Origin of the sequence: Williamsia herbipolensis (genome assembly GCF_000964005.1) — a bacterium.
Taxonomy (GTDB): Bacteria; Actinomycetota; Actinomycetes; order Mycobacteriales; family Mycobacteriaceae; genus Williamsia_A; species Williamsia_A herbipolensis.
On sequence record NZ_JXYP01000029.1, the window covers coordinates 32,942 to 59,076 of the forward strand.

General features: G+C 67.8%; 7 protein-coding genes. 1 reads left to right on the forward strand and 6 read right to left on the reverse strand.

The features are described 5' to 3' along the window. Positions 1-6: 6 nt before the first annotated feature. Genes TU34_RS15885 through TU34_RS15900 form a run of 4 tightly spaced genes read right to left on the reverse strand, consistent with a single transcriptional unit; the run spans position 7 to position 22,319 of the window. Complete coding sequence (locus TU34_RS15885) at positions 7-1,791, reverse strand: DUF4012 domain-containing protein (protein WP_045823877.1); 1,785 nt, start codon at positions 1,789-1,791, stop codon at positions 7-9. After that, the gene (locus TU34_RS15890; protein ID WP_045823878.1) at positions 1,788-19,685 is read right to left on the reverse strand and encodes a non-ribosomal peptide synthetase; all 17,898 of its coding nucleotides are present in this window, start codon (positions 19,683-19,685) and stop codon (positions 1,788-1,790) included. Before TU34_RS15890 ends, TU34_RS15885 begins: the two co-directional genes overlap by 4 nt. Before the next feature lie 11 nt (positions 19,686-19,696). After that, positions 19,697-21,190 carry a tyrosine-protein kinase domain-containing protein gene (locus tag TU34_RS15895; protein ID WP_338063008.1) on the reverse strand — a complete coding sequence of 498 codons (1,494 nt, stop codon included), beginning with the start codon at positions 21,188-21,190 and terminating at the stop codon, positions 19,697-19,699. After that, positions 21,168-22,319 (reverse strand): glycosyltransferase, encoded by a 1,152-nt coding sequence (locus tag TU34_RS15900; protein ID WP_045823879.1) that lies wholly within the window; start codon positions 22,317-22,319, stop codon positions 21,168-21,170. The genes TU34_RS15895 and TU34_RS15900 overlap by 23 nt, the downstream gene beginning before the upstream one ends. Before the next feature lie 1,047 nt (positions 22,320-23,366). Here TU34_RS15900 and TU34_RS23075 point away from each other — a divergent pair. Continuing rightward, complete coding sequence (locus TU34_RS23075; protein ID WP_203225478.1) at positions 23,367-23,795, forward strand: acyltransferase; 429 nt, start codon at positions 23,367-23,369, stop codon at positions 23,793-23,795. Positions 23,796-23,807: 12 nt separating this feature from the next. Here the strand turns inward: TU34_RS23075 and TU34_RS23080 are convergent, their stop codons facing one another. Both TU34_RS23080 and TU34_RS23935 read right to left on the reverse strand, forming a co-directional pair. Then, on the reverse strand, positions 23,808-24,728 hold the full coding sequence (locus TU34_RS23080; protein ID WP_160298531.1) for a glycosyltransferase family 2 protein: 921 nt from the start codon (positions 24,726-24,728) through the stop codon (positions 23,808-23,810). Continuing rightward, positions 24,725-26,113, reverse strand: a complete 1,389-nt coding sequence (locus tag TU34_RS23935) for a hypothetical protein (RefSeq protein WP_160298532.1) — start codon at positions 26,111-26,113, stop codon at positions 24,725-24,727. Before TU34_RS23935 ends, TU34_RS23080 begins: the two co-directional genes overlap by 4 nt. Positions 26,114-26,135 lie beyond the last annotated feature (22 nt).

Consider the following 26,135-nt stretch of genomic DNA (forward strand, 5'->3'; position numbering starts at 1 on the left):
TGCCGATCAACGGCACTGGGGCACGTTCACGGTCACGGCCGGTTGATCGACGAGCGGTTGCACCGGGACCACGGCGGCTCCGCGGGCCGAGGTCGGCTCCAGGAAGGTGTACTTCACCACGGCGGTGGCACCGGGCTTGATCCGCAGCTGCGTCATCACGTGCAGATGCCCCAGCTCGGTGCCCGTGCCGTACAGCGGGGCCTCGCCGTCGACCGTGATCGTCTGCAGCACCGCACCATTGGTGAGGTTGGCGGTGAGGTTCGCGTAGTTCGTGCCCGGCTTGATCCGCTTGTCGGGGTTGCCGAGTCCGCCGATCACGTACGCCGGGAGCGAGAGATCGGTCGCGGTGTTGGTGAGCGACACCGTCAGCGTGCTCTGGCGCATGTCGCCGGTGCACGCTCCCGATTCGTAGCGCACCTCCCGGCGCAGGTAGTAGTCGATCTTGTTGCCGGCAAGGTTGCCGACGGTCACCTCGGCGTACGGGGCGTCGGTCTGCTGCACCTCGTGGGCGAGGCCAGATTTCACGAGGAGTGCCTGCTCGTCGGCGCGGGTGCTGTACACCATGAGTCGGCGCTCGTGGACCGCGCGACCCAGCGCCTCCAGCACGCCGCCGGTGTTGCCGCGGGCGGTCGTCAGGGTGGTGATCGCCCTACTGGCGATCTCCTGCAGGTAGGCCTTGCGGGCGGGGTTGTCGCCGCCGAAGCGCTTGTACGAACTCGACAGCGTGACGTCGACGACGTTGTCGCCGGTGATCTGTTCGCCGTCGGCCAGCGTGATCGGTCCGGTCGCCTTCAGCAGGTAGCTCAACGCGATGGGGTCGGTGGCCAGGGCCCCGTCGAGCCGCGCCCCGGTCTGCTGGCGCCACATCGACATCCAGATCTGCGCCGCGTACGGGAAGTGCGGGCTCACGTTGCTGTTCCGATCGTCGACATACGGTCGGTTGATCGCGTAGTTGCTGTCGAACTCGGCGCCGAGGTCGATCGGTCGCGACGGCGCTTTCAACGTCGAGTTGGGACCGAGATTGTCGACGTTCACCCGGCCATCACGCGCGCTGATGACAGCGAAAGCGCCCAGAAGCCCACCGGTGGAACGGGATTCGGCGGGCGTCTGGAAGGCGAAGAAGTAGCGGCGGACGCCGTCGTTGCCCAGCATCGGCGGCAGCAGTTTCGCGGCGGTGTCGGTGCCGCGGATGAACCGGCTCGTCTTGGTAGTCTGGCCGACGAGCTGGTCACGTGCGTCGGAGACGGTGGAGAACCACGAGCCATCGATGGCCGCGGCGCGGGTGTCGATGCGTTCGGCGGCGTCGGCGATGGTGCCCAGCTTCGCCTCGTTCTGGGCGAGCAGCATGGTGTTGATGCCTTTGTCGCCCGCGCGCAGAGTCGTCGGGTCGAGCGTGGTCGCGAGATCGGCGATGGGGCTGAGCACCTCACGCGACAGGTCAGCCACCACGTCGGAGATCTGTGACACCGAATCGAGCGGATCGCCCAGCCACGGGATCGCCGCCGCGGCCGACCACACGATGTTGTGTGTCTTCGACCGCGCCGACGCCGACGACGACTGCGCCTGCGCGGCAGCGGCCTTCGCCTTCGTGATGTCGCCGTCGAGCACCGCGGCGCGGGCCGCGGTCGCCTGCGTGCGCGCGGTCTCGAGGTCGCCCTTGGCCTTGTAGGCGAGGTAGCCGAGGTAGAGACCCACGACCACGAGCAGCGCGATGACCACCGCGATGACCCACAGGATCCGGCGGCGCCGTCGCCGCGGGCGAGCGGGTGCGTCGGCAGCTGGTGCGGTCATCGGTGTCCCCTGTTCGCGGTCGGTTCGTCGGTCGGTCCGCCCGGGCGATCTGCGGCGGCGGCGATCTCGGACATGGCCATCGAGAGCATCCCACCGATGGCGCGCATCGTCGCGGGCTTGCCCATATCGGCGTGTACGGCGTCGACCCGCTCGACGGTGACCCGGCCCGGACCGGTGCGCCATCGGTCGATCGCCGCGTCGGTCGTGTTCGACGCCGCGACCATCACGAGGTCGGCGATCGGTGCGGGCTGCGGAGCGAATGCTGCCGCCGAGGCGGCGATCTCCTCGACACGGCGGGTGTACTCGGCGAACCGTCTTGCGTCGGCGGCGCGCAACGCCTCGGCGGTGTCGGGATCGATGGTCAGTGCCTCCGCACCGGCCTCGGCCACGTCGACACCGACGCGCGCGTCGAGCAACACCACGATGTCGACGGACTCGCCGGCCGCGGTGGCCAGATGGGCCATCTCGTGCGCGATCTGCCCTCCCACCGACCAGCCGCCGAATCGGTACGGTCCGTGTGGTTGTCGTGACCGAACGGCATCGAGGTGCGCCGCGGCGAGCGCCGACACCGTCCCGGGTGAAGTGGGCGTCGTGTCGAGCAGGTCGGGCAGTTGCAGTCCGAACACCGGCGCGGTCCCGGTGAGCGCCTCGGCGAGCGGTCGGTACATCGACGCCACCCCGCTCGCCGGGTGCACCATCCACAGCGGCGTTTCTGCCCGCTCGACGGCGTTACCTGCACGATCGACGGCGTTATCTGCACGATCGACGGCGTTTTCTGCACGGTCGACGGGGGTGAGGTCGATGACGTGGGTCAGCAGGGCGGCGATCTCCTCCGGGATCGTGGTGCCCGCCGTGTCACCGGCGTCGATCACCGCGGCCAGCGACCCCGCCGTCGGGTGGGTGAGCACCACCGCGAGTCCGATGTCGACGCCGGCCTCCTCCCGCAGGGCCGTGACCAGCGGGATCAGCTGCAGCGAGGTACCGCCGACGGCGAAGAAGTCGTCGTGTATCCCGATCGACGTCTGCCCGGTCGCGGCACGGAACGCGCCGAGAACGGTCTCCTCGATCCGGGTCAGCGCGGCGTCTCCTGCCCCGTCCCAGGTGGGGGTGGGCAGGGCGGCGATGTCGAGCTTGCCGACCGGCGTCACCGGCAGTTCGTCGACCAGGATCACCTGCGCCGGCACAAGGTGCGCGGGCAGACGGTCGGCCATCGCGGCGCGGATGTCGGCGCCCGGCCGGTCGCTGACGGCATAGGTGATCAGGGTGTCGCCGGCCGGCCCGGCTACCACCGCCGTCGCCGCGTGCACCGCACCGACCGCCCGCGCAGCGGCGTCGACCTCGCCGGGCTCCACGCGCACACCGCGAATCTGGACCTGACGGTCGCCGCGACCCACGAAGGTGAGTCCCGATGGCGTTCGTCGCACCAGGTCACCGGTGCGGTACATGCGCTCGCCGTCGTCGGCGGCGACGAAACGACTCGCCGTCAGCGCGGCCTCGCCGTAGCCCTGCGCGAGAACCGGGCCGAAGAGGTACAGCTCGCCCACACATCCGTCGGGAACGGGCCGCATCCGACGGTCGAGAACGGCGACCCCCACGCTGTCGGCCTGCCGACCCAGCATCGGTCCCACCGCGGTGCCGGCGTCGAACCACGCCCAGCACACCATGATCGTCGCCTCGGTGGGCCCGTAGACCGTGGCGACATCACGGCCGGTCGCCCAGGGCTGCAACACTTCCGGTGCGACCGCCTCACCGCCCACCTCGACCAGACGCAGGGCGGGCAGCGCGGAGGGGTCCAACGTCGCGAGCACCGTCGGCGACGTGAACAGGGTCGTCACGCCGAGGCGGGCGAGCTCGGCCGTTCCCTCGCCACCACCCACACGGTCGGGTGCGATGACCGCCAACCGTGCGCCCGCCCCGGCTGCGCGCACGAGCTCCATGATCGAGGCGTCGAAGCTCGGCGAGGAGTGATGGGCGACGCGGTCGGCGGCCATCAGCCGCGAGGCGACCGCGTCGGCGAACAACGACACCCCGCGGTGGGTGACGGTGACGGCATTCGGTGTCCCGGTGCTCCCCGAGGTGAAGATGATGTAGGCGGGCGCGTCGATCAGCATCGTCGCCCACCCGATGTCGGGACTGTCCTCGGCGCTCGGATCCCCCACCCCGATCACCGTGACCCCGGGCGCACTCTCCGCGCCGATCGCCACGGGCACGCCGGTCATCGCCAACATGCGTGCGACCCGATCGGCCGGGTAGCCCGGATCGACGGGAACGAGCACCGCCCCGACGCGCACGATCGCCCACGTCGCGATCACCGACTCCACCGATCTCGGCAGCATCATGGCGACCCTGTCGCCCGGGCGGACTCCGGTGTCAACGAGACGCGTCGCGACCTGCGCCGATCGCCGATCCAGCTCGGCGTAGGTGAGTACCTGAGTCCCGTCGTCGATCGCGACGTCGTCGGCGAACACCCCGGCTGCGCGGGAGAACACCTCGCCGAGCGTCATCATCGACCGGCTTGCCAGCACCGACCGCTCCACCGCGTCCCGTGCCGCCTCGGCCGGGTCGCGCAGGTCGAGTGCGCCCAGCGGTGTGTCGCCGTCGAGAGTGACCAGCGCCGTCACCGCGCGGATCCACCGTTCTCCCAGCCCGCGCGGGGTGTGGGCGTCGAACAGATCGGTCGAGTAGGTCACCGTCGCGGCACCGTCGGGCGAGACGGTGAACTGCAGATCGAATTCCGATGGCGCACTGAGCTGATGCTCTGCGGATTCTGCGCCGGTCCACGGCGCGGGTGGCAGGGTGTCGGCCGCCCACGACAGCAGTACCTGCACGAGCGGATGGCGTCCGGCCTCGCGCGCCGGGCGGATCGCGGCGATCACGTCGTCGAGGCCCACGAGCCTGGCCCCGATCGCCGCGATGTCGACGTCACGGACCGTCGCCAGCAGCGCGTCGATGGTCATCGGATCGTCGCCGCGCGCACCCAGGTGCGTGCGCAGCACCGCGGTCGAGACGAACATGCCTGCGACGGAATCGATCTCCGGGAGCGACCGCACCGACACCGGCGTTCCCACGGCGACGTCGTCGGTGTCGGCGGCACCGGCGAGGACCAGCACCAGCGCCGCATGCCACACATGGAACGGTGTCACCGCGGCCGCACGGGCCCGGGCACCGATGGCGGCGACCACGACCGGGGGCGGCGCCACCGGCACCGCGCCGGTGGCCAGGGATCGCGTCGCGGTGCGCGCGCGGTCGGTCGGGATGTCGAGGATGCCGGAGTATCCCTCGACCGCGGCGACGACGCGGGCGCGTTCGGTCGCCCACTGCGCGGCGGGCACGGCGTTCTCGGCCAGCGCCCACTGCGGGTAGGTCACGTCGAGCGGCGCCAACCAGTCCCCGGCGAGCGCGGCGGTGAGGTCGGCGGCGATCAGCGGGACCGACTGGCCGTCGAGCGAGATGTGGTGGACCAGCAGCAGGAGGAACCGTCCGTCGCGCCCCCGCACCGACACCGCGCGCACCGGGGGCTCGGTGGTGATGTCGACGGGCGCGGCGAGATGGCCCCGGAGCGCCGCAGGCGGGTCGGCCAGGGCGTCGGCCCACGATCGGTCACCGAGGTCCACCGCCAACACCGAAGGCCGACATGACGGCAGCACGTGCTGATACGGCTGGCCGGCGTCGGCGGGATAGACGGTGCGCAGCGGAGCGTGGCGATCGACCACGGCGCGCACCGCTGCGGCCACGGCGGTTTCCGACACGTCGCCTTCGAGCGGCACCACCACCGGCACGGCGTACATCGCGGTCGCCGATCGATCCCGGGAGAGCCGGTCGGCGAACCAGATTCGACGCTGCGCGGTGGTCAGAGGGATCCGCGCCGACCGCGTACCCGCGGGCCCCTCGGCCATCACGCGGGCCAGCGCGTCGGTCATCGGATCTGCGGTCGATGCGGTGACAGCGCCGAGACTCGTCGCGAGTCCCGCGGCGGTGGGGTGGGCGAACACCTCGGCCACCGGTACCCGGCGGCCGGTACGGCGCGCGAGTGCGGCGACGACCTGGGTGGTGGCCAACGACGTTCCGCCGAGGCCGAAGAAGTCGTCGTCGGCGCCGATGTGGTCGACCGCGATGTCGAGGACCTCGGCGAAGACGGTGCGCACCGCGTCGACGTCGACGTCGAGATCGGCGACCGCGTTCGCCGCGGTCTCTGTGGTCTCTGCGGTGGTCTCGGGTGCGGGCGTCTCGGCCCGGAGGCCGTCGTCGATCAGCGGGAACGGCTCGTGCGGGGCGCCTGTCGCCGCGGTCAGCAGAATCAGGAGCTGATCGGCCATGGCCTGTGCGGTGGCCCCGGGTATCGCCGGTGCGTGCAGGACGATCAGTTCGAGCGCGCCGCCGGGGGCCGGGGCGATGACGACCTCGAGGTCGAACTTCGCGGACACCAGGTGATCGATGTCGCCGATCGGCTCGATTCGGCTGTCGCCCAGCGATATCCCACCCGAGGGATCGTCGGGGTCGCCGAGCGCCGGATCGAGCACGGCGCGCGCCTCCTGCGTCACGACCAGCACCGACACCAGCGGGTCGTGGCGGCCGCGGTGGTCGGGGCGCACCGCGCGGGCCACCGCGTCGTAGGGAACGCCGTCGTGCGCCATCGCGGCGAGGTCGGTGTCACGGACGGTGCGCAACGAATCGTGCACCGTCGCTGCAGGGTCGAGCGCAGTCCGGAGCACCACCGTGTTGACGAACATGCCGACGATCGGTTCGAACGCCGGATCGGGGCGGCCCAGCACTGGTGCCCCGACCACGACGTCGGTGCGGCCGGTCCACCGGGCCAGCACCGTGGCGACGACAGCGTGCACGGCGTGGAAGACGGTCGCGCCGGCGTCATGGGCGATCGCGGTGACCGACGCCGCGAGGTCGGCCGGCAGCACCGCGGTCACCCGCCCTCCGATGGAGCCCGAGCCGTGGCCGGGCAGACGCGGCGGTTCCCCGAGCCCGGCCAATTCCTCACCCCAGAAGGCCATCTGGCGTGCGTACTCCGACTGTGGATCGCCCGCGTCGCCGAGACGCCCGAGCTGCCAGCGGGTCACGTCGATGTATGTCAGCTCCGGCACCGGCAGGTCGGTGTCGGAGGTGTACGCGGTCGCGAGGTCGGCGAGCAGCGTGCGCAACGACCACCCGTCGACCGCCACGTGGTGCATCGCCACGGCCAACAACCATCGCGGACCGTCGGGGGTGACCACCTCGAACACCGCGGCCCGGAACGCCGTCGCGGCGGTGAGATCGATCCGGGTGGTGACGAAGTCGCGGACCGCGTGCTCCGCGTCACCGGTGTCGACGCGGATCAGCGCCGGCACCGCGACGTCGGAGGACGGCAGCACCACCTGTCGGGGCCCGTCGGGGGTGTCGGGGTACACGGTGCGCAGGCTCTCGTGCCGCTGCGCGACCCGGCGCACCGCACGCCGGATCCGTTCGACGTCGACCGGTCCCGAGATCCACGCGATTACCGGCACCGTGTAGGCCGTCGACTCCGGATCGAGTCGGTTGAGGAACCACATGCGACGCTGCGGGTAGGCCAGCGGGACGCTCGCCGGCGTCGGCAGGTGCACCGGGCGCACCCCGCGTACGTCGGTGGCGGGCATCGCGTCGAGATCGGCCGCGAGGTCGGCGACGGTCCGCGCATCGAACAGCTGTCGCACGGCGACGTCGCGGCCGGTGGACTCCCGAAGCCGCCCCACCACCCGCGTGGCGCTGAACGATGTCCCGCCGAGGGAGAAGAAGTCCGATGCGGTGTCGATGGTCTCGGCGTCGACGCCGATCACCTGGGCCCATACCGCGACGATCGCGAGCTCGGTGGGTGTCTGCGCGGGTCGACCCGACGGCGTGGCCGGGACCGGCAGTGCGCGTCGATCGAGTTTGCCGTTCGCCGTGCGAGGCAGCTCGTCGACCACGGTGATCAGCGCGGGGACCATGCCACGCGGCAACACCTCTCGTGTGGCACGGCGGAGGTCGTCGGCATCCATCGGGTCATCCGCAGTCTCGAGGACCACCCATGCGGCGAGCACATCGACACCCGATGGCGTCGCATACAGGTCGCAGACCGCGTCGCGCACACCGGGGATCGCGACCAGCGCGGCATCGACCTCGGCCGGTTCCACACGCAGGCCGCGGACGGCGAGCTGGCTGTCGGTGCGGCCGTGGGTGACGACGGTGCCGTCGGAGCGGCGGTGCGCGAGGTCTCCGCTGCGGTACATCCGTCCGCCCGGGGTGTTCGGGTCGGCGACGAAGCGTTCGGCGGTGAGGTCGGGGCGTCCGAGGTATCCGCGGGCGAGTGACTCACCGCGGATGTACAACTCGCCGACGGTGTCGTCGGGGACTGGCCGCAGCCGCGCGTCGAGCACGGCGACCGACGATCCGGCGACGGCCGTCCCGATGTGCACCGGGCCGGTGTCCATCCGCAGTGATGCGGTCACGACGATCGTGGTCTCGGTGGGCCCGTACAGGTTCGCGAGCTGCCGTCGCGGTGACCAGGCGGCCGCGATGGCGGGCGGTATCGCCTCCCCACCGACCGTCATCCGCGTGACGTGTGGCAGAGCAGCCGGATCCATGGTCCCCAGCACCGCGGGTGTGCTGTAGACGGTGTTCACGCCGTGGCGGGTTATGATGTCGCGCAGTTCGTCTCCGCCGATCACCTCGGGCGGGCAGATCACCATCTGCGCGCCGGCGGCGACGGCCATCATCACCTCGAGGATGTGGGCGTCGAACGACGGCGCGTAGTTGTGCAGCATCACCGACGACTCGTCCACCGACAGACCGTTCAGCAGTGTCGCGAGCATCGGCCCCACGCCCCGATGCGACACGGCAACACCTTTCGGCGTACCGGTGGATCCCGAGGTGAAGACGACGTAGGCGAGATCGTCGAGACCCACCGCGACCGGCGCGACGATCGGGTCGTGCGTCATCGCGTCGGTGAGGGCCAGCACCGGCGCGTCCAGGGGGATGTCGGTGACCGGGTGTCCGGGTGCGGTGAGGATCGCCGCGGGCGCCGCGTCGGCGAGGACGCGGGCGCGTCGGGTAGGTGGATCGGTGGGGTTCACCGCGAGGAACGCCGCACCGGCATAGCTGATCCCCCACGTCGCGAGGACCGACCACCGCGACCGCGGCGCATGCGAGACCACGATGTCGCCGCGCCCGACCCCGGCCGCCCGGAGCGCACCGGCGATGGCCCGCGCGTGGGCATCGGCCTCGGCGTAGGTGATCCGCTCGTCTCCGTCGATCAGCGCGATCCGATCGGCGTGCCGTCGCGCGGCGACGGCCAGGATCCCGCCTACCGTGCCGTCGGCCACTCGGGGCTCGCCCCGCCCCTCCCCCGCCGACCGTGCCACAGTTTCCGTCGAGCGTGCCGACGTGTCGACCAGAACGTCCCCGACGGCCACATCGGGCCGCGAGAGAACCGCGTCGATCACGGTGGCGACGTCGTCGACCATCCCCTGCGCGACGGCCGCGTCGACCGTTGAGGGCCGGTACACCAGTGCGATCCGCAGGTCGTCGCCGTGCCGCGAGACCGAGAAGTCGAGCCCGAAGACGGTGCGCAACAATCCCGATGCCGCGAGCGCGTCGACATCGGTGGAGAGCGCGGCGCTGCCCGGCCTATCGGTCAGCAGGTCCGACAGCACGACCGTGGTGAGTGCACGCCCGGCGGTGGTGCGGTCGGGATCGGCGATGGCGGTGATGGCGGCGGCGGGGAGGTCCGCGTGGGCGAAGGCGTCGAGGTCGGTGGCGGTCACCGCGGCGAGTACGTCGGTGAACGGTGCGTCCACGTCGATGTCGTTGCGCAACGGCACCGTTCGCGCGAACATCCCCACGGTGTCGGCGAGCGCCGCGGCGTTGCGGCCCGACGTCGCCGTCCCGACGATGATGTCGCGGGTGGCGCCGCGCCGCGCGAGCACCGAGGCGAGCGCGGCGTGCACGGTGATGAACACCGTGGTGTGCCGCTCGATCACCCACGCCGCCAAGCGCGTCACCGTCTCGGCGGGCAGGAGCGCGACGGCCACCACCGCGGGTTCGGGCGCCCGTTCTCCCACCGTCGCCGCGACACCGGGAAGCCGGATGGGCTGCACCGGTTCCGCGAACACACCGCGCCAGAAGCTCTGCAGATCCGCATCGCGCGCGGTGAGCATCGAGCGGTACCACTGGGTGTACGAGGCGAAGTCGAGTGACGGCGCCATCGGAGGCGTCGCGCCGTCGATGAACGTCGCGATCTCCCTCTCCAGTACCGCGATCGAGCGTCCGTCGGCGGCGATGTGGTGCCCGGCGGCGCCGATCACCATGCCGTACGGGGTGTCGGCGACGCGGACCCGCCACGGTGGCTGCGCGGCGAGATCGAACGGGGCGAGCAGATCCGCGACGATCGCTGCCGCATCGTCGACCACCACCGGGGTCAGATCGATGGTGATGGAGTCGAGGTCGACGAGTTCCTGGCGTGGTCCGAGGTCGTCGACCGGGTAGCAGGTGCGCAGGGCGTCGTGGCGTTCGATGAGTGCCCGGGCCTGTCGGGCGATCCGCTCACGGGAATCGGGATCCCGCAGCATCGTTGCGACACCCTCGTCGACGGGTACCGCGGTCACGAGGTGATAGCCGGTGTCCTCGGGATGCAGCGTCCACTCGAGCCAGATCTCTTCCTGCTGCGGGGTGAGCGGCAGTCGGTCGGGGCGGGGCATGGCGACGGGACCGGGCACGGTCACACCCACGTCATGCGCGGCGTCGACCACCGCGGCCAGCATCGCGACGGTGGGGTGGTCGAACACCGACCGCACCGTGATGGCCGCGCCGGCGACGTCGGACAGGGCAGCCGCCAGACGTGTTGCCGACAGGGATGATCCACCGAGCGCGAAGAAGTTCGCGCCCGCGCCGATGCGCGCGTTATCGGTTCCGGTCACCTCCGCGACGACGGCGGCGACCACCTGCTCCTGCGGCGTCAGCGGCCGCGACACCGTCGAGGCCGTGTCCGCGGTTGCCAGCAGAGCTGCGGTGTCGACCTTGCGGGTCGGGGTCAGCGGCCAGCCGGGTACCGCCAGGATCGACGACGGCACCGACTGCGCGGGGAGCACTGCAGCGCAGCGGGTTCGCAGTGCGTCGGTGTCCACGTCATCACCGATCACGAAGCCGAGCAGCGTCTCGTCGCCCGCGAGGGGTCCAGGTCGCACCACCACCCGGGCATCACGCACGCCGGGAAGGGCGCGCAGGGCGGAGACGACCTCGCCGAGTTCGACACGGAATCCCCGGATCTGCACCTGGTCATCCGTGCGTCCCAGGTAGACGAGGCGGTCGGCGTCGATGCGACGCACGTGATCGCCGGTGCGGTACATACGGGCGCCGTCGGGGGCGGCGACGAACCGTTCCGCGGTGCGGCCCGGTTGGTCGAGATACCCGGCCGCGAGTTGCGGGCCGAGGACGTACACCTCGCCGCGTGCGCCGACGGGCACGGGCCGCAGGCGCGAGTCGAGCACCCGCAGCGACATCCCCGGCAGCGGTTGGCCGATCACACTGCGCTGATCGGCGACGTCGAGGATCTGCTGGGTGAGATGCACGGTGGTCTCGGTGATCCCGTACAGGTTCACCAGCTGCGTCGCCGGATGGCGTGCAGCCCAGGCCGCCAGGGTCGCGGGCGCCACCGCCTCACCGCCGAACACCACCCATCGCAGAGCGGGATGCAGGGCGGCGCTGTCCGCGATACGCGCGAACGCGGTCGGTGTCTGGCTCAGGATCGTGACGCCGGTGTCGTCGAGAAGCCGTGCCAGCACCGTCGGATCCCGCGAGGTGTCGGTGTCGACGATGACGATCGCACCGCCCGTGGTCAGCGGCCCCCACGTCTCCCACACCGAGAAGTCGAAAGCCGGCGAGTGCGACCACGTCCACACATCGGCCGGGCGGGGGGCGATCCGCGGAAGCGTCGCCGACAGCATCGACGCGAGATTGTCGCGCGTGACCACAACGCCTTTCGGCGTCCCGGTGGACCCCGAGGTGTGCACGATGTACGCCGGCAGATCACCGGGCAGCGACCGCACCACAGCCGGGCCCGCACCGATGGCGGTGTAGGTCAGCACCCGCGACCCGAGGATGGTGTCGCCGTCGTAGTCGGTCGCGGGCTCGATGGTGATCGGGACGGCCGGCCACACCGCGTCGAGGATCGCCGCGGCACGCTCCGCCGGATAGGACGGATCGATCGGCACGTACGTCGCGCCCAGGTCGTGCAGCGCCACCGTCACCGCGAGCAGCGCCGCCGATCGGCCCGCGGTCACCACCACACGGGTCCCGGCACCGACACCACCGTCGGACAGCGAGCGCGTCAGCTGATCCACCGCGGCGAACAGCTCGCCGTAGGTGACCGAGCGACCCGCGTCGATGACGGCCACCGAATCCGGCGAGCGCCGTGCGTGTTCGGTGAAGGCGCGTCCCGGGTCACGGAGCGGTGCACGCGGCGGCCCGACGAGCGCGGCGCGATCGGCCGGTGGGAGCGCCTCCCGAACCATGCGATCCGGACCGCCCTCGGCCAGTGTCTCGAGCATCGAGGCCACGCGGTCGAGAATCTGCTCCGCGGCCGTTGTGTCCACGGTTCGTGTACCGACGGTGAGGACCAGCTCCAGCCCGCCGTCGCGGCGGTCGGTGACGGTGAACTCGAGCGGCACGCGGGCGTGCGGCACCCGGATCGGGGTCAGTGCGTGCACGATCTCGCTGTCGCCGGTGGGTAGCGACTCGGCGTCGAGGGTGTCCTCGGCGTAGGCCGCGATCACGTCGAGGAACGGTTGCCGGTCACCACCGTTCGTGGGTGCGACCGCCGCGACGAGATCCTCGTACTCGATCGCGAGATCGCCGGTCGCCCCGGTCAGCGCCCGTGCACTCGCCGACACCGCGTCCGGCACCGACACGTCGGTGCCGACGGGGCTGCGCAGCACGACCATCCGGACGTACATGCCGACGCCGGCGAGGTCGGCGGCGGTGTCGCGACCGGCGGTGGGCACCGCGATCACCACATCGTCTGTTCCGGCGATCGAGGCGATCACCCGGTTCACCGCGACGTGCACCACGTGGAACGGTGTGGCCCCGCACGCGTCGGCGAGCGCGACCACCCGATCACGCACTGTCGGCGACAACGTGGTCTCGAGATGGGCTGCGGGCTCGGGACCCGATCCGTCGACACCGACGGCCGGTTCCGGCAGCGACATCTGTGTGGGCGCACCGTCGAGCACCCCGCGCCAGTGATCGATCACCGCGTCGGCCACGGCACCGCGGGCGGCACGCCGACGGGCGAACACGCTGTACGGTTCGGCCGGCGCCGGCCACACCGGTGCGACACCCTGCATCCGAGCGGTGATCGCGGTCAGCACGTCACGCCCGAGGATCTGTACCGACCACCCGTCGGCGACGGCGTGGTGGGCGACGATCACCAGGACCCGGTCCGGCTCGTCGGCGTCTCTACGGCCCGAACCCTCCTGCCCACGCGCATCGAAGAGATGCATGCGCCAGCCGGGCGCGGTCCCGAGGTCGAACGGGCTGCGGGCGGCGAGAGTCGCGGCGGCGTCCACATCGGACACCTGCTGAGAACCGCTGATCGCTCGGTCGACGAACGCGGTGACATCGGCGACCGACAGCACACGAGCCCTCGGCGTCCCGTCCGAGTCGACGAGAACGGTCCGCAGGATCTCGTGCCGGGCGATCACATCGATGGCCGCAAAACGCAGAACATCGACGCCCACAGCAGCATTCAGGTCGATGCGCAAGGGGAGGTGATAGACCGTCGAGGCCGGCGACACCCGATGCAGGAACCACAGCCCACGCTGTTGCGCAGTGGGGATGTACTCGACCGGATCGTCACCGCCACCGTCGATCGCTGCGACGGGTGAGAGGGCAACGGGTGATCGGGCGACCACCCGGCTCAACGCGGCCACCGTCGGCGCGGCGACGATGTCGCGCACCGCGGGTTGGCGGCCGGTTGCCGCGGCGAGCCCGACCGCGATGTGCATGTACGACAACGAATGTGCGCCCAGGTCGAGCAGCGACAGACCGGTGTCGAGGTCGCTCTCGGCCAGCCCCAGCACGCCGGCGACGACTGCTCGGACCGCCGGGAGGTATCCGTCGACGTCTCGGCCGGTGTCGACCGCCTGCCCGGACGTCGGCTGCGGGAGGGCAGCGATGTCGATCTTCCCCGACGGCGTCAGTGGCCACGCGTCGACGAGAACCACGCGCGTCGGCACCGCGTGCGCGGGCAGCGTCTCGGACACCGCGGCGCGCAGGGACGCGGGGGTGATGTCGTCGCCTGCCGCGATCACGTGGGCGACCAGCGTGCCGCCATCGACGCGATCGCGATCGGCCACGGACACGACGGCGTCGGTGACGCCGGGCACCGCGCGCAGGGCGGCGGCCACCTCGCCGGTCTCCACCCGGAACCCCCGCAGTTGCACCTGGTCGTCGGATCGTCCGAGGTACTCGAGCTCGCCGTCGTGGGTGCGTCGGACCATGTCTCCGGTGCGGTACATCCGCACGCCGCCGGGCGCCGCCACGAATCGCTCCGCGGTCTGCGCGGCGGGCCCGAGGTAGCCGTCGGCGAGATGCGCACCGGCGATGTACAACTCGCCCCACACGCCGGTGGGGACCGGCGCCAGGGTGGTGTCGAGGACGCTGATCGCCATCCCCGGCAACGGGTCACCGATCAGCGAGCGACGTTCCGACGTCACCGCCACCGGTGTCGAGGTGACGTGCACTGCCCCTTCGGTGATCCCCCACATGTTGGTGAACGCAGTGGTGTTGCCGACGGTCGCGGCGAAGCGCCAGAAACGGTCGAAGTAGAGCGCCGAACCGCCGAACACCACCCGCCCGAGAGCGGTCGTGCCCTCGCCCACGCGGATCGCCTCGGCCGCCAGCGCCGCGAACGCCGCCGGCGTCTGCGACAGCACAGAGATCCGCCTGTCCTGCACGAAACGCCACAGAGCAGTCGGGTCGCGCACGGTGTCGACGTCGGCGAGCACCACGCTCGCCCCGACACGCCACGGCGCGAGGATCTCGAACACCGAGAAATCGAAGGCGAGCGAGTGCACGCAGCTGAACACATCGTCGCGCGTGTAGCTCCCGGCCACGCCGTCGAGCATCGCGACCACCGCGCCGTGACTCACCGACACCCCTTTGGGTCGGCCGGTCGATCCCGAGGTGAAAATGACGTACGCCTCCGCGCCGGCGGGAACACGTACCGGAGTCCACGCGGAACCGTCGGCCTCCAGCTCGTCGAGCGACACCGTCGTATGCGCACCGAGGTCGGGAGTGTCGCCGTCGACCACCACGAGGGCGGGCACAGCCGTGTCGAGAATCGCTGCGACCCGCGCCGCCGGAAGCGCGATGTCGATGGGGATGTAGGCCGCACCGGCCATCTGGGTTCCCAGCTGCGCGATCACTGCGCGGGCGCCGCGCGGGAGAGCGATAGCGACCCGATCGCCGGCACGCACACCGCGGGAAGCCAGGTCTGCACCGATCGCGCGCGCCTGCGTCATCAGTTCGTCGTAGCTGTAGCGCGTGTCGCCGTCGATCAGCGCCGGCGCAGTGCGGAACGCGTCGGCGGTGGCCGCCACCACGTCGACGACGGTCCGCTCGTCCACGGAAGCAGGTATGACCTCGAAACCAGCGCCCGATCCCGGAACGAGCTCGTGCAGAGGCGACTCCGGGTTCGCTGCCGCACGACCGAAGGCCCCGACCACGGCGTCGACCATGGCGGCGGCGGTCTCGTCGTCGATCAGCGCGGCGTCGTGGGTGAGCGCCACCCGTAGCCCGTCGGTGGTCCGATCGAGGTTCCACTGCAGCGGGACCCGCGCGTGACGTGCCGGCTCCTCGGACACCTCGATGTCGAGCCCGAATGTTTCGGCGGCACCGTGCGCGCGGTCGGTGGCGCGGTAGCTGATCAGCACATCCGACAGCGGGGCGATGGTCGGCGAACGCCGGGGTTCGCAGATGCGGGCGACATCGGCGACGGGGAGGTCACTGTGCAGCAGGGCGTTCCGGACCGTGGTCTCGGTTGCCTCGAGCACGGTGGAGAACGGGGCGCCGGGGTCGAGCCGCGTACGGATGGCGACGGGGTTGACGAACATCCCGGCGGCAGGTCGTGCGGGCAACAGGTCGCGGCCGGAGTGCACGGTGGCCAGCGTGAGGTCGAGGCTCCCGGTGAAGCGGGCGATCACCGCGGCGACGATCGTGTGCGCGACGGCGTAGGTGTCCCCCGCGAGGTCGGTGGTCGCCACCGTCGCCGAGACCTCGCGGGCGCCCGTCGCGCGGCTCGCCGAGGGCGACGGCAGCCGCGGCCGCGGCGGGAGGTCACGCAGCTCATCACGCCAGAACTGGAGTTGCGCAGCGTATGTCGACCCCGGGTCGGATGGGCTGCCCAACGCAGCGGCGATCATCGCCGTGGCGTCGGCGTACTGGATCGGGTTCTCGGTCCAGTCCGGTGCCGCGCCGCGGAGTCGCGCTGCGCATGCGGTGGCGAGGTCGGTGGCGAGCACGTCGATCGACGCATCGTCGATCAGTGCGTGATGGACCGCGATCGCGAAGACGAGTGCGTCCGCGTGCTCCCGCACCGAGATCTGTGCCGGCACAGACGTGGTCGGGTCGGTCACCGCACGCGGGTCGGGCAGGACCATCTCCACCAGGATTCCCGCGATCACGTCGTCGGTGGGGAGCACGTCCTGCCAGAGCTCACCGGACACCCCGACCCGCACCACGGTGCGCAGGATCTCGTGGCGCTCCACCACATCGGCGATGGCCGCGCGCACCGCACCCGCGTTGCCGGCGGCGCCGCGCAGCGTGACCGATCCGACCAGCACCTCGGCCGTCGAGGTGGGGTCGAGCCGCGCGGAGACGACCATCGCCGTCTGCTGGGCGGAGGCAGGCGGATGGTCGGGCCGCTCGGGCACATCGCTCGCCGCCAACGCCGAATCGATGCGGGCAGCCAACTCCCGCAACGACACCGACGTCAGCACGTCGCGCACGGTCACCGACACACCCGTGCGCTGCACCAGCGCGGCCGCGACCTCCACCGCGTTCAGCGATGTCGCCCCGAGGTCGACGATGTCGGCGGCCACCGACGGCGCGTCGACCCCGAGCACGTCGCTGACCACGGAGGCCACCACGAGTTCCGCCGGTGTACTGGGCGCGACGTACGGCACGTCGGGGTCGAGCCGCGGAAGGGCGGCGACGGCGTCGCGATCGATCTTGCCGGTCGGGGTGAGCGGGAGGTGATCAACGATGGAGATCCGTGACGGCCACATCGCCGGTGGCAAGCGTTCGGCGAACAGGCGGCGTAGCGCGGGTCGCACGGTGACGGGATCGGAGGTGACCACCGCGAGCTCGAGCGTGCCGTCGTCGACGACGGCGACCGCTCCGTCGACCGCGTCGATCAACGACGCCACCGATTCGATCTCGGCGAGTTCGACACGGACGCCGCGGATCTGGACCTGGTCGTCGCCGCGACCGAGGTAGGTGAGGCCGGTCAGGTCGTGGTCCCATGCGACGAGGTCGCCCGTGCGGTACATCCGTTCGCCGGGCGCGGTCGGGTCGGCGACGAATCGCGCGGCGGTCGAGGGGGTGTCGGCGAGGTATCCCAGCGCCAGCGACGGGCCCGACACGTACAGCTCGCCGGGTGCACCCGGCGGCACGGGACGCAGCCGGGCGTCGAGGACGTGCACGCGGGTTCCGGTGATGGGCGCACCGATCGGCGGCGCGAGCGCGGTGTCGGCGGAGGGCTCGATGCACGCGGCGGTGGCCATGATGGTGGTCTCGGCCGGGCCGTACAGGTTGTGCAGGGTGCGCCCTGTGGCCCACCGAGCAGCCAGGCCCCCGGGGAGGGGCTCGCCGGCGGTCATCAGGGTGGCCAGCACACCGTGTTCGAGGTGGTCGGGATCGATCGTCGCGAGCACGCTCGGGGTGATGACGGCGTGGGTGATGCTGTGGTCGTTGAGGAATCGGGTGAGGTGCGCGCCGACAAGCGTGCCGGGTGGTGCGGGCACGATCGTTCCGCCGATGGCGTCGGCGAGGATGTGCTCGAAGATCGACGCGTCGAATGATGCGGCAGCGAGTTGCGCCACGCGCGCTGCGGTGTCGATCCTGAAGCGCGACCGCAGGTCGGCGCTCAGGGCCCCGATCCCCCGCCTCGGCACCACCACGCCTTTCGGCTCACCCGTGGTGCCGGAGGTGAACACGATGTAGGCCGGTGCGTCGAGCGGGGCCGCCGAGGGGCCGACTCCGGATTCGACCGAGGGTGTCATCTCGTCCGCGGTGACGATGGTCCGCGGGCGAACCCGGTCGAGGATCTGCTGTCGCCGGGTCGCGGGAAGGTCGGGATCGAGGATGAGCATCGTCGCCGGGCTCGACAGGCCCGCGCGGATGGCGCGGCTCAGTCCGGCGCCGCGTGGGATCTCGATGGCGATGGTCTCGCCGAGTCGCGCGACGCCACCCGGGGGTGGCGAGGTGTCGATGGCGGGCGCAGGCTCGGGCGCCCACGTCGGGCCCGATACTGATGCGAGAGCGGCGTGTTCGGTGTCGGTGAGCAGGGGGATGTCGCCGACGAGGGTGTCGGGGGCGTCGAGCAGTTCTCGGCAGACCGTGTCGAGAAGGCGGAGGAACCGCGCGTGGTGGTCGCGGGCCTCGGCGAGGGTGTAGCGGTGCGGGTTCGCGTCGAGGTCGATCTGGGTGGCGACCGAGCCGTCGGCTGCGACGCGCGGATAGACGGTGAACGCGAGATCGTCGACGGGGCCGGCGCTCACGATCTGCACGCCGCCGACGGCGTCACCGAAGCGGATGGTCGGCTCGGCGAGCATGAGGTTCAGGACCGGGCCGGTGACACCGGGGGTGGTGGGCACAGGGGTGCCGGCGGCGGCGAGGTCGCGCCGGATGTCCTCGTATCGGTAGCGCTGGTGACGGAGGGCGCCGAGCATCGCCGACTGTGTCGCGTGCAGTGTGTCGCGGGCCGTCGCGGTGCGGGTCAGGTGGGTGCGGATGGGGACCACGTTCGAGACCGGAAGACGGGTGTGTCGGAGCGCCGCGACGGCGCGGGCGGCGACCGGGAGCGCGAACTGGATGTCGTGGTGGCCCGTCATCCGGGCGAGGTAGATCGCGAGTGCGGTTCCGACGACCGCGGGCATGGTGGTGGTGTGTGCGGCTTGCACCTGCCGGAGGAGTTCGGAGGTACCGGGTGCGACGACCTCGGTGAGGTGATGAGTGCGCGTCGACATCGCGCCGGCTCGGCGGCTGAGGGTCGGCGGTGGTGGTGCGCCGGCGAGGGTGTCGAGCCAGTAGCTGCGATCACGCTCGCGCCGTGTGGATGTCAGGTAGTCGGCGTCGGCGCGCAGCGCGGGGCCGAAGTCCTCGGCAGGCGGATAGTCGGGGGTGCGGCCCTCGACGGCGTCGGTGTAGCACTGCCCCCACTCGGCGAGGAGTCGTAGTGCGGCAGCGCCGTCGGCGACGAGGTGGTGGCCGCGCATGTAGATGAGGTGGCGGTCGTCGGCGATCCGCAGGACCGCGAACAGGGCGGTGCGGTCGCGGGCGGGGTCGATGGGGGTTGCCGCGTCGGTGGCCATCCAGTTCTGCGCGGCGGAAATGGGGTCGGGTTCGGCACGGAGATCGAGGTCGACCTTGGCGTCGGTCAGAGTGGGGTCGTACACCGATTCCACCGACTCGCCCGTGGTATCGAAGCGCAGATACAGCGTCGGTACCCGAGCGACGAAGGCACGGCCGACGTCATCGAGAAGCCCGGCGTCCAACGGGCCGACGAGATCGAGGTAGTAAGCGACGTTGACCGACCCGTCAGGCAACGCCCCCTGCAGATCCCACAGCGCCTGCTGGGCCCGGGTCAGCGGTTGCCGCTGCGCGCCAGGCACACTCGTTCTCCTCAGTGCTTGGGCTTGCGTTTCGGTTCGAGAACCTGCTCGATCGCCTTCGGCTCCCGGTTCCTGCCGAACAGCGACTTCTTCTGCGCCGGGTTCACGGCGTAGTAGCCGTATCGCCCCTTCGAAGTGGGCGCTTCGGTGAGGACGAAACCGATGACCGCCGTGCCGCTGTTGGTGAGCTGATCGTGGGCGTCGGACAGGTCACCGAACCTGGTGCTCCCCGAACGGGCGACAAGCAGGATGCCGTCCACCCATTGGGCGAGAACGGCGGCATCGGTGACCGGCAGCACCGGCGCGGAATCGACGATCACGTAATCGAACGAGGTGGCGAGTTCCGAGAGCGTCGTGCCGGCTCGCTTCGAGGCAAGTAGTTCTGCCGGGTTAGGCGGGCGCGGGCCGGACGCGAGGACCCACAACCCGTCCACGGCACTGGGCTGGACGAGGTCGGAGAGATCGCCGTCGCCACGAAGAGCGTTCGTGAGACCGATGTCGCCGAGAAGCCCGCTGCGGGTGTCGACCTGAGGACGGCGCAGATCCGCGTCGACCAGTACGACTCGGTTGCCGGCCTCCACCAGGGCTGCCGCGAGATTCATCGCCGTGGTGGTCTTGCCCTCCACAGCGATCGGGCTCGTGACGAGGATGATCTTCGGCGGACTGTCCACGTTGGCGAACGCGAGATTCGTGCGGATCTTGCGGAAGGCCTCGGCCGATGGCGTGGCCCCGCCCTTGAAATCGATCAACCCGCGCTTCTTCAACAGCTCATCGGTGGGAATCGAGCCCAGGACAGGGGTATCGCTCACGCCCGCGATATCCGACTCATCGCGGATCTTGTTGCTGAATCGCGCCCGCGCTAAAACCCCGAAGACACCCAGCAGCAAACCGACCACGACGCCGACACACACGTTACGAGTGGTTTTCGGTGTGACGGGCGAATCGCTGGCATCGGCCGGCGTCACGAGTGTGAGCTTGGCCAACGGCTGGCCACCCCCACTGGGTGTCTCGAGACGGGACACGTAGCTCGTCATGGCGGTCGAAATCGCATTGGCCAGCTTTTCCGCTTCGGCCCGATCCTTGTTCACCGCCGAGATGTTGAGGAGAACTGTTTCCGTTGTCGATGTGGCAGACACATCAGCCTTGGCGTCCCCAACGCTGAGGTCGAGGTTCGCGGTCTGTAGCGCTTGACGCACGACCGCATCCGAGTTCACCAGCTTGGTATACGAGGTGACCCTCTGCTGCGACGCCAGAGAGCCTTGATAGGCGGTCTGGGAGTTGTCGTCCGTCCCCGACGTCACATACAGCGTGGCGGTCGCCTGATAGATCGGTGTCTGCAGAAGGCAATAACCCAACGCAAGGAGGCCGACGACGACCGCGCATGCCACGATTGCGAGCCATCCACGACGCAGTGCGCCGAGAACGTCCCGTACGGACTCACCTTCGGCTGTCGATGATCGAGAGTCCGACAAGGCCACCGAATCAGTCATAGCTAATGGAACCATCCTCGTCACCGGTGCGCAGACTGTCTGCACTTTCGTTGTGGGCGGGGGTACTAGTCGGCACCCCGAACATCAGATCGCTGTAGCTGCGGCACACCGATTCCCAGCTGTAGTGACGCTTCGCGCGTTCCCGAGATGCTTCGGCCATCGCACTTTGCGCGGCATGGTCTGCAATCAACTCAGCGATCGAGTCTGCAATCGCACGCGGTGAGGGTTGCACAAATCGTCCGGCGTCGCCCAAGACTTCGCGATTGTAAGAGGTGTCGCGAGCGATGGTGGGAGCTCCACATGCCATCGCCTGCACGAGAGCAGGGTTGGTTCCGCCCACACTGTGCCCGTGAAAGTAGACCCCGCAGTTCTCCCAGAGAGAGAACAACAAGGCATCGTCTTTCACATGGCCGAGCCAGTGCACATTGTCGCGGCTCTCGTGCAACCGCTTGAGTGCCTCGTCGAACTCCCCGCCGTATCCCGACGACCCCACCACCACGACAGGCTGGTCTTCCAGCATCTCCACCGCGTGGATGAACTCACGAATCGAATTTTCGGGAACGAAGCGGGCCACCATGAGCGCGTAGGTCCCGGGCTCGAATTTCGGCGCATCCAACGTCGGGTAGTCAGGCTCGCCACCGTAGGGGATGAACGTGCCCGATCGCCCAAACTCTCGAATCCAGTAATCCTTGATGGCCTCGGCGTCGAACACCAGCTCATCGGCGTAGCGAGCCGTCATCTTGGCGCCTAGCCGGAACACCCGGCGAGCTGACCGACCCCATTTCGCGCGCTCCCACTCGATCCCGTCAACATTAACCACGGTACGAATTCCTCGCGCCTTGAGAATTGGCAACCAGAAGCCGTTTGCGACATTCATGATGAGCGCGACATCGACACCAGCTAGAGCAGCGTCGATCGCGGCACTCAGACCATAGGAGATAGTACTCAGCGACTTGCTCTCGAGCCCGCGAGTCGTTCTTACCGTTACTCGCCAGTCGCGGTCCGGATCGTCGGCCCTCATGGCCCCTGGGCGACCATAAACAGTAAGATCCCATTGATTATCCACGAGGTAGGGACCTAGCCGCCGTACCAGCGTCTCGAAACCGCCGTAATAGCTGGGGTAGCCACGGGTGCCGATAATCACAGCACGCCCACTCCGCCCACTGTCGGACGGAACTGCTCGTGCCACGGACGGGCCGGCAGCCTTGTCGCTGCCTGCTTTCACGAAGTACACCCAGCTCTGGGCGGATCGCCGTCGGGGCAACCCAAGTCTATGTTCACGGTCGCCAACACCAATCGCGAACCCGACCAGCTGCGCGGCGACGCCGAGCGAGGGATTGCTTCCTCCGCGCACTCACGACTAGACAGCAAAGTCATCGGACCTCCGAGCAGACGAACTCGACGTATACCGAAATTGCGAAATGCCCCCAGCCAAACGAGAGCCGGCCACGCCTACAGTAATGCACAACGGCGAAACACGCGACGGACAGTAATCTGCTAAATCAAACAATCAACAAATCACGCTTGTGCGCTAAAACGCATCTTCGCATATATGATATTAACACAACGGTCCGCCACCGCAACACGAAGTGCTACTTACTCTGACGAGAACCTCAACGCAAGTCGCACGTTCAGATGAATTAGCAATCCTCAAATCTCATCGAAACTGCTTAAGTGAACGAGGTCATTACATTTCAGATTTGCCAGCGTTGACGGCGATTCGAGATCCAAACACGCCAAGTCGCCGAGCGGACCGTTCAGTGGGACCCACCACGGCGCTCCGAGACAATCCCTCGAGACAACGGGTGGTCAGAGAATGTTCACTGATCCACGCGTTCGCCTTTACGCACCGATCCGACCTATCAGTGATGTCAGTTATCAAGCCACTGCCAGGGTAGTACGTTTACTCTGACCACCAGAGCTTAACGTCGAATCGCGCGCGCCGTGTCTCGCTGGTAGCTTTTGAACGGCGCACAGAACGACCACAAGGCGCGGACGCAAGCCGGGATCCGACCACGAGCTACAAGCAGCGCGATCGACGTGTGTGCAGAGAGGACCGATACATTTGAAGCGCCGTCTTGGAAAGCCTCTTCTTCGCCAGCTTCGGGGAATGCGTCTCTACGTGGCATTTTTAGTAGGACGCGTACCCAATCATAGATTCCGATTATTCTTTTATCGCCACGCACTCCGAATGACTATTGGAAAGGACTCTTCTTTCCATTGGCGTGCCGCCTTCTTCGAGCCGTCAGGAATCACGATTGGATTAAACACCATCATCGGTAATGATGCCTTTTTCGATGGGCGTGGGGGGCTGTCTATCGGGAACAACGTAAATATTTCCGGACATGTACAAATATTTACGCGCGACCATGACCCGGCTTCACCTACATTCGCAACACGGGACGGAAAAGTATCAATCCATGACTACGTCTACCTCGCCTCGCGAACGACTATTCTACCCGGGATTGAGATCGGCGAAGGGGCTGTCGTCGCCGCAGGCGCAGTCGTGTCGAAGAATGTTGAACCCTACACGATAGTCGGCGGTATACCCGCAAAGAAAATTGGCGAGCGAACCAGGGATTTAACGTACAAGCTAAAGTTTCATCAGCCGTTCCAATAAATAGTTTCTGACCTAAAATTGTTGCATCTGACCTCTTAGGCCCTGCTGAATGCCACGAAAGGACGCGGTCATCTTTGCCCGGACGTCATGTTTCTCGCGACTGCACATCCGAAGCAGGCGGAGCGTAAATCTTAAACCGCGTACCGCGAGAATGTCGACTCGACGCCAAAGACGTTTGCCACCGCATACCGCAAGTCGGTTTCGATTCATATAAAAGTAGTAAACGGCAGATTTTTCGCCACCAGCAGATCCGCCAACGCGGTGCCAGACCCTCGCTGGCTCTGCGACACCTAGCACCATTCCCAATTCCATCGCTCTAAGACACAGATCTGCATCCTCCCAGTAGAGAAAAAGGTCTTCTCTAAACCCGCCCAGTTTTCTCCAGGATTCTTCGCGAACCAGCAGCGCCGCCCCGGTCAAGAAAGTGCAAGTACTAAATCCGGAGACCTTCGACAGCTGAGAGTTCTCTGTTTGGGTAATATTGGTGAGATGTTCCGTTAGACCGACGACGGACTTGAGGTTGCCGCCCGCAAACCAAATACTCGAGCCGTCGTTTGTTGATATTATTGGTGAAATGAGGTCGGCAGCGCTAGCCACCGCCACCGCCAGCAACTCATCTACAGCGGCGCGCGAAACAACAACATCTGGATTGACGATCCACACGTAGTCATAAGACTCAGTGTCTTCCAGCAGAAGATTGACACCCGGCCCAAAACCGATGTTCCTTAAAGCGCTACGTACCGAAATGATTTCTGGCGCGACTGCGATGATCTCCTCAGTAAAAGCGAGAGCTTGAATAGGGCACTTCAACCATTCGGCCGAGTGATTATCAAGAATCCTGATATAGGTGACACCCGACGCCGCGAGCGACCGGACGCATTCAATTAGGTCAGAGGTGCTGTTGTAGTTGACAACCGCCGCAAGTACCTTCACTCCACAAGTCCCGCTTGAGTCACACTTTGACCATTTACAATCATTCGACTGGCGGAATCGGTCTTTCCGGTGGTTCGCATCGGAAGCACCAGAGCAACAGCGAAGCAAACGAAATACAGATTTGAAGTAATTGGGCCAAAGAAGAGATACCAGATAGCATTTAACGAACAAAATGCAGTGACCGCCGTAAGTCCGCCAAACGCCACACCCCGCAATAGGTGCCGCAACAGCAAAAATAGCATGTACAAACCAAATGCGAAGCCCGCTACTCCGAAACCAATCCAAAGGTCGGCGAGCACCGAGTGGAGATTAAAGTGACCGCCTAACATGTATCCACGAACATAGTCACCGTCGCTGGTGTAACCGCCCCGAAGTAGCCCAGTCCGGGCTGTCGAAACGTCTGACGAGAGCGGAATCGCGCCCGGCCCCTTACCAAAGGGCGACTGCAGTCCCAAATTTATCGAAGCGAACCACTCAGGTCGCGCACTCGAAATTAGATTGCCAGTAGCAGTAAGCTGCTGCGCAGTCTTTTCGCGATTTTGCGCACCCAACAGGCCGGAAAGTAGAAGTTGCACACCCGCAAGATAGAATGCGACTCCCAACGCAGCAAAGAACGCGCAAACGCCCATGAACCGTATCTCGACCGACCTTACTGGGCGTCGTCCCCAAATTGCCGACACAAGGTGGAGAAGGGCAGCGGCAAGGCAGAACGCCGAGAAGCTTCTAGCGCCAAATGCCATACCGGTAGCGCCCAGTAGGAGATAGACAACCAGAACACTACGACGCTGCCAAAGCAGGCCGCCAAAAACTAGAGCCAAAGGCAATGCAAGGATGAATTTGAAGCTCGCAAGACCCATATTATTAGCGAGCAAGAAGGAAAAAAATAGCCCGACTCCGTATGAAACCAACAGCTGCTTGTCAGCTAACCGGCTACGAATTGAATAAATCGCCAGTATTGAAAGGAGACCGCTTGCCACTAAAATTGTCCGATAAAGTGCTTGATGGAAAGAAAAAGGGGCGTCAGACCAATATGTGAGGAATCCGGCGCTGAGAGCGGTAAGGGCGCCGAGTAGAACTAAGATTGCCACTGATCGGCACGCAAGTAATACCGACAGGTTAGTAACCACTACGATAGACGAGATAACGAGCACCGAGCTTGTACCGAATCCTAGCGGGTAAGAAAGCGCAATGAGAAACACCGCGGCTAGGTCAAGGTAGCTCTTCTGGAAAACTACATCGTACTTCTGACGGCCTCCCCTGACATGCCTTGTGCGACCGGCGGCGAGCGGTGGCCTATTCATGGAATCTAGCGACATTGCATCACCCGACTGCGAGTCTGAAGTAGAACCTGCAAGGAGGAAGTTGACGCCCGCGATTGCTCGCATGTAGAGACACGATCAAAGCTGG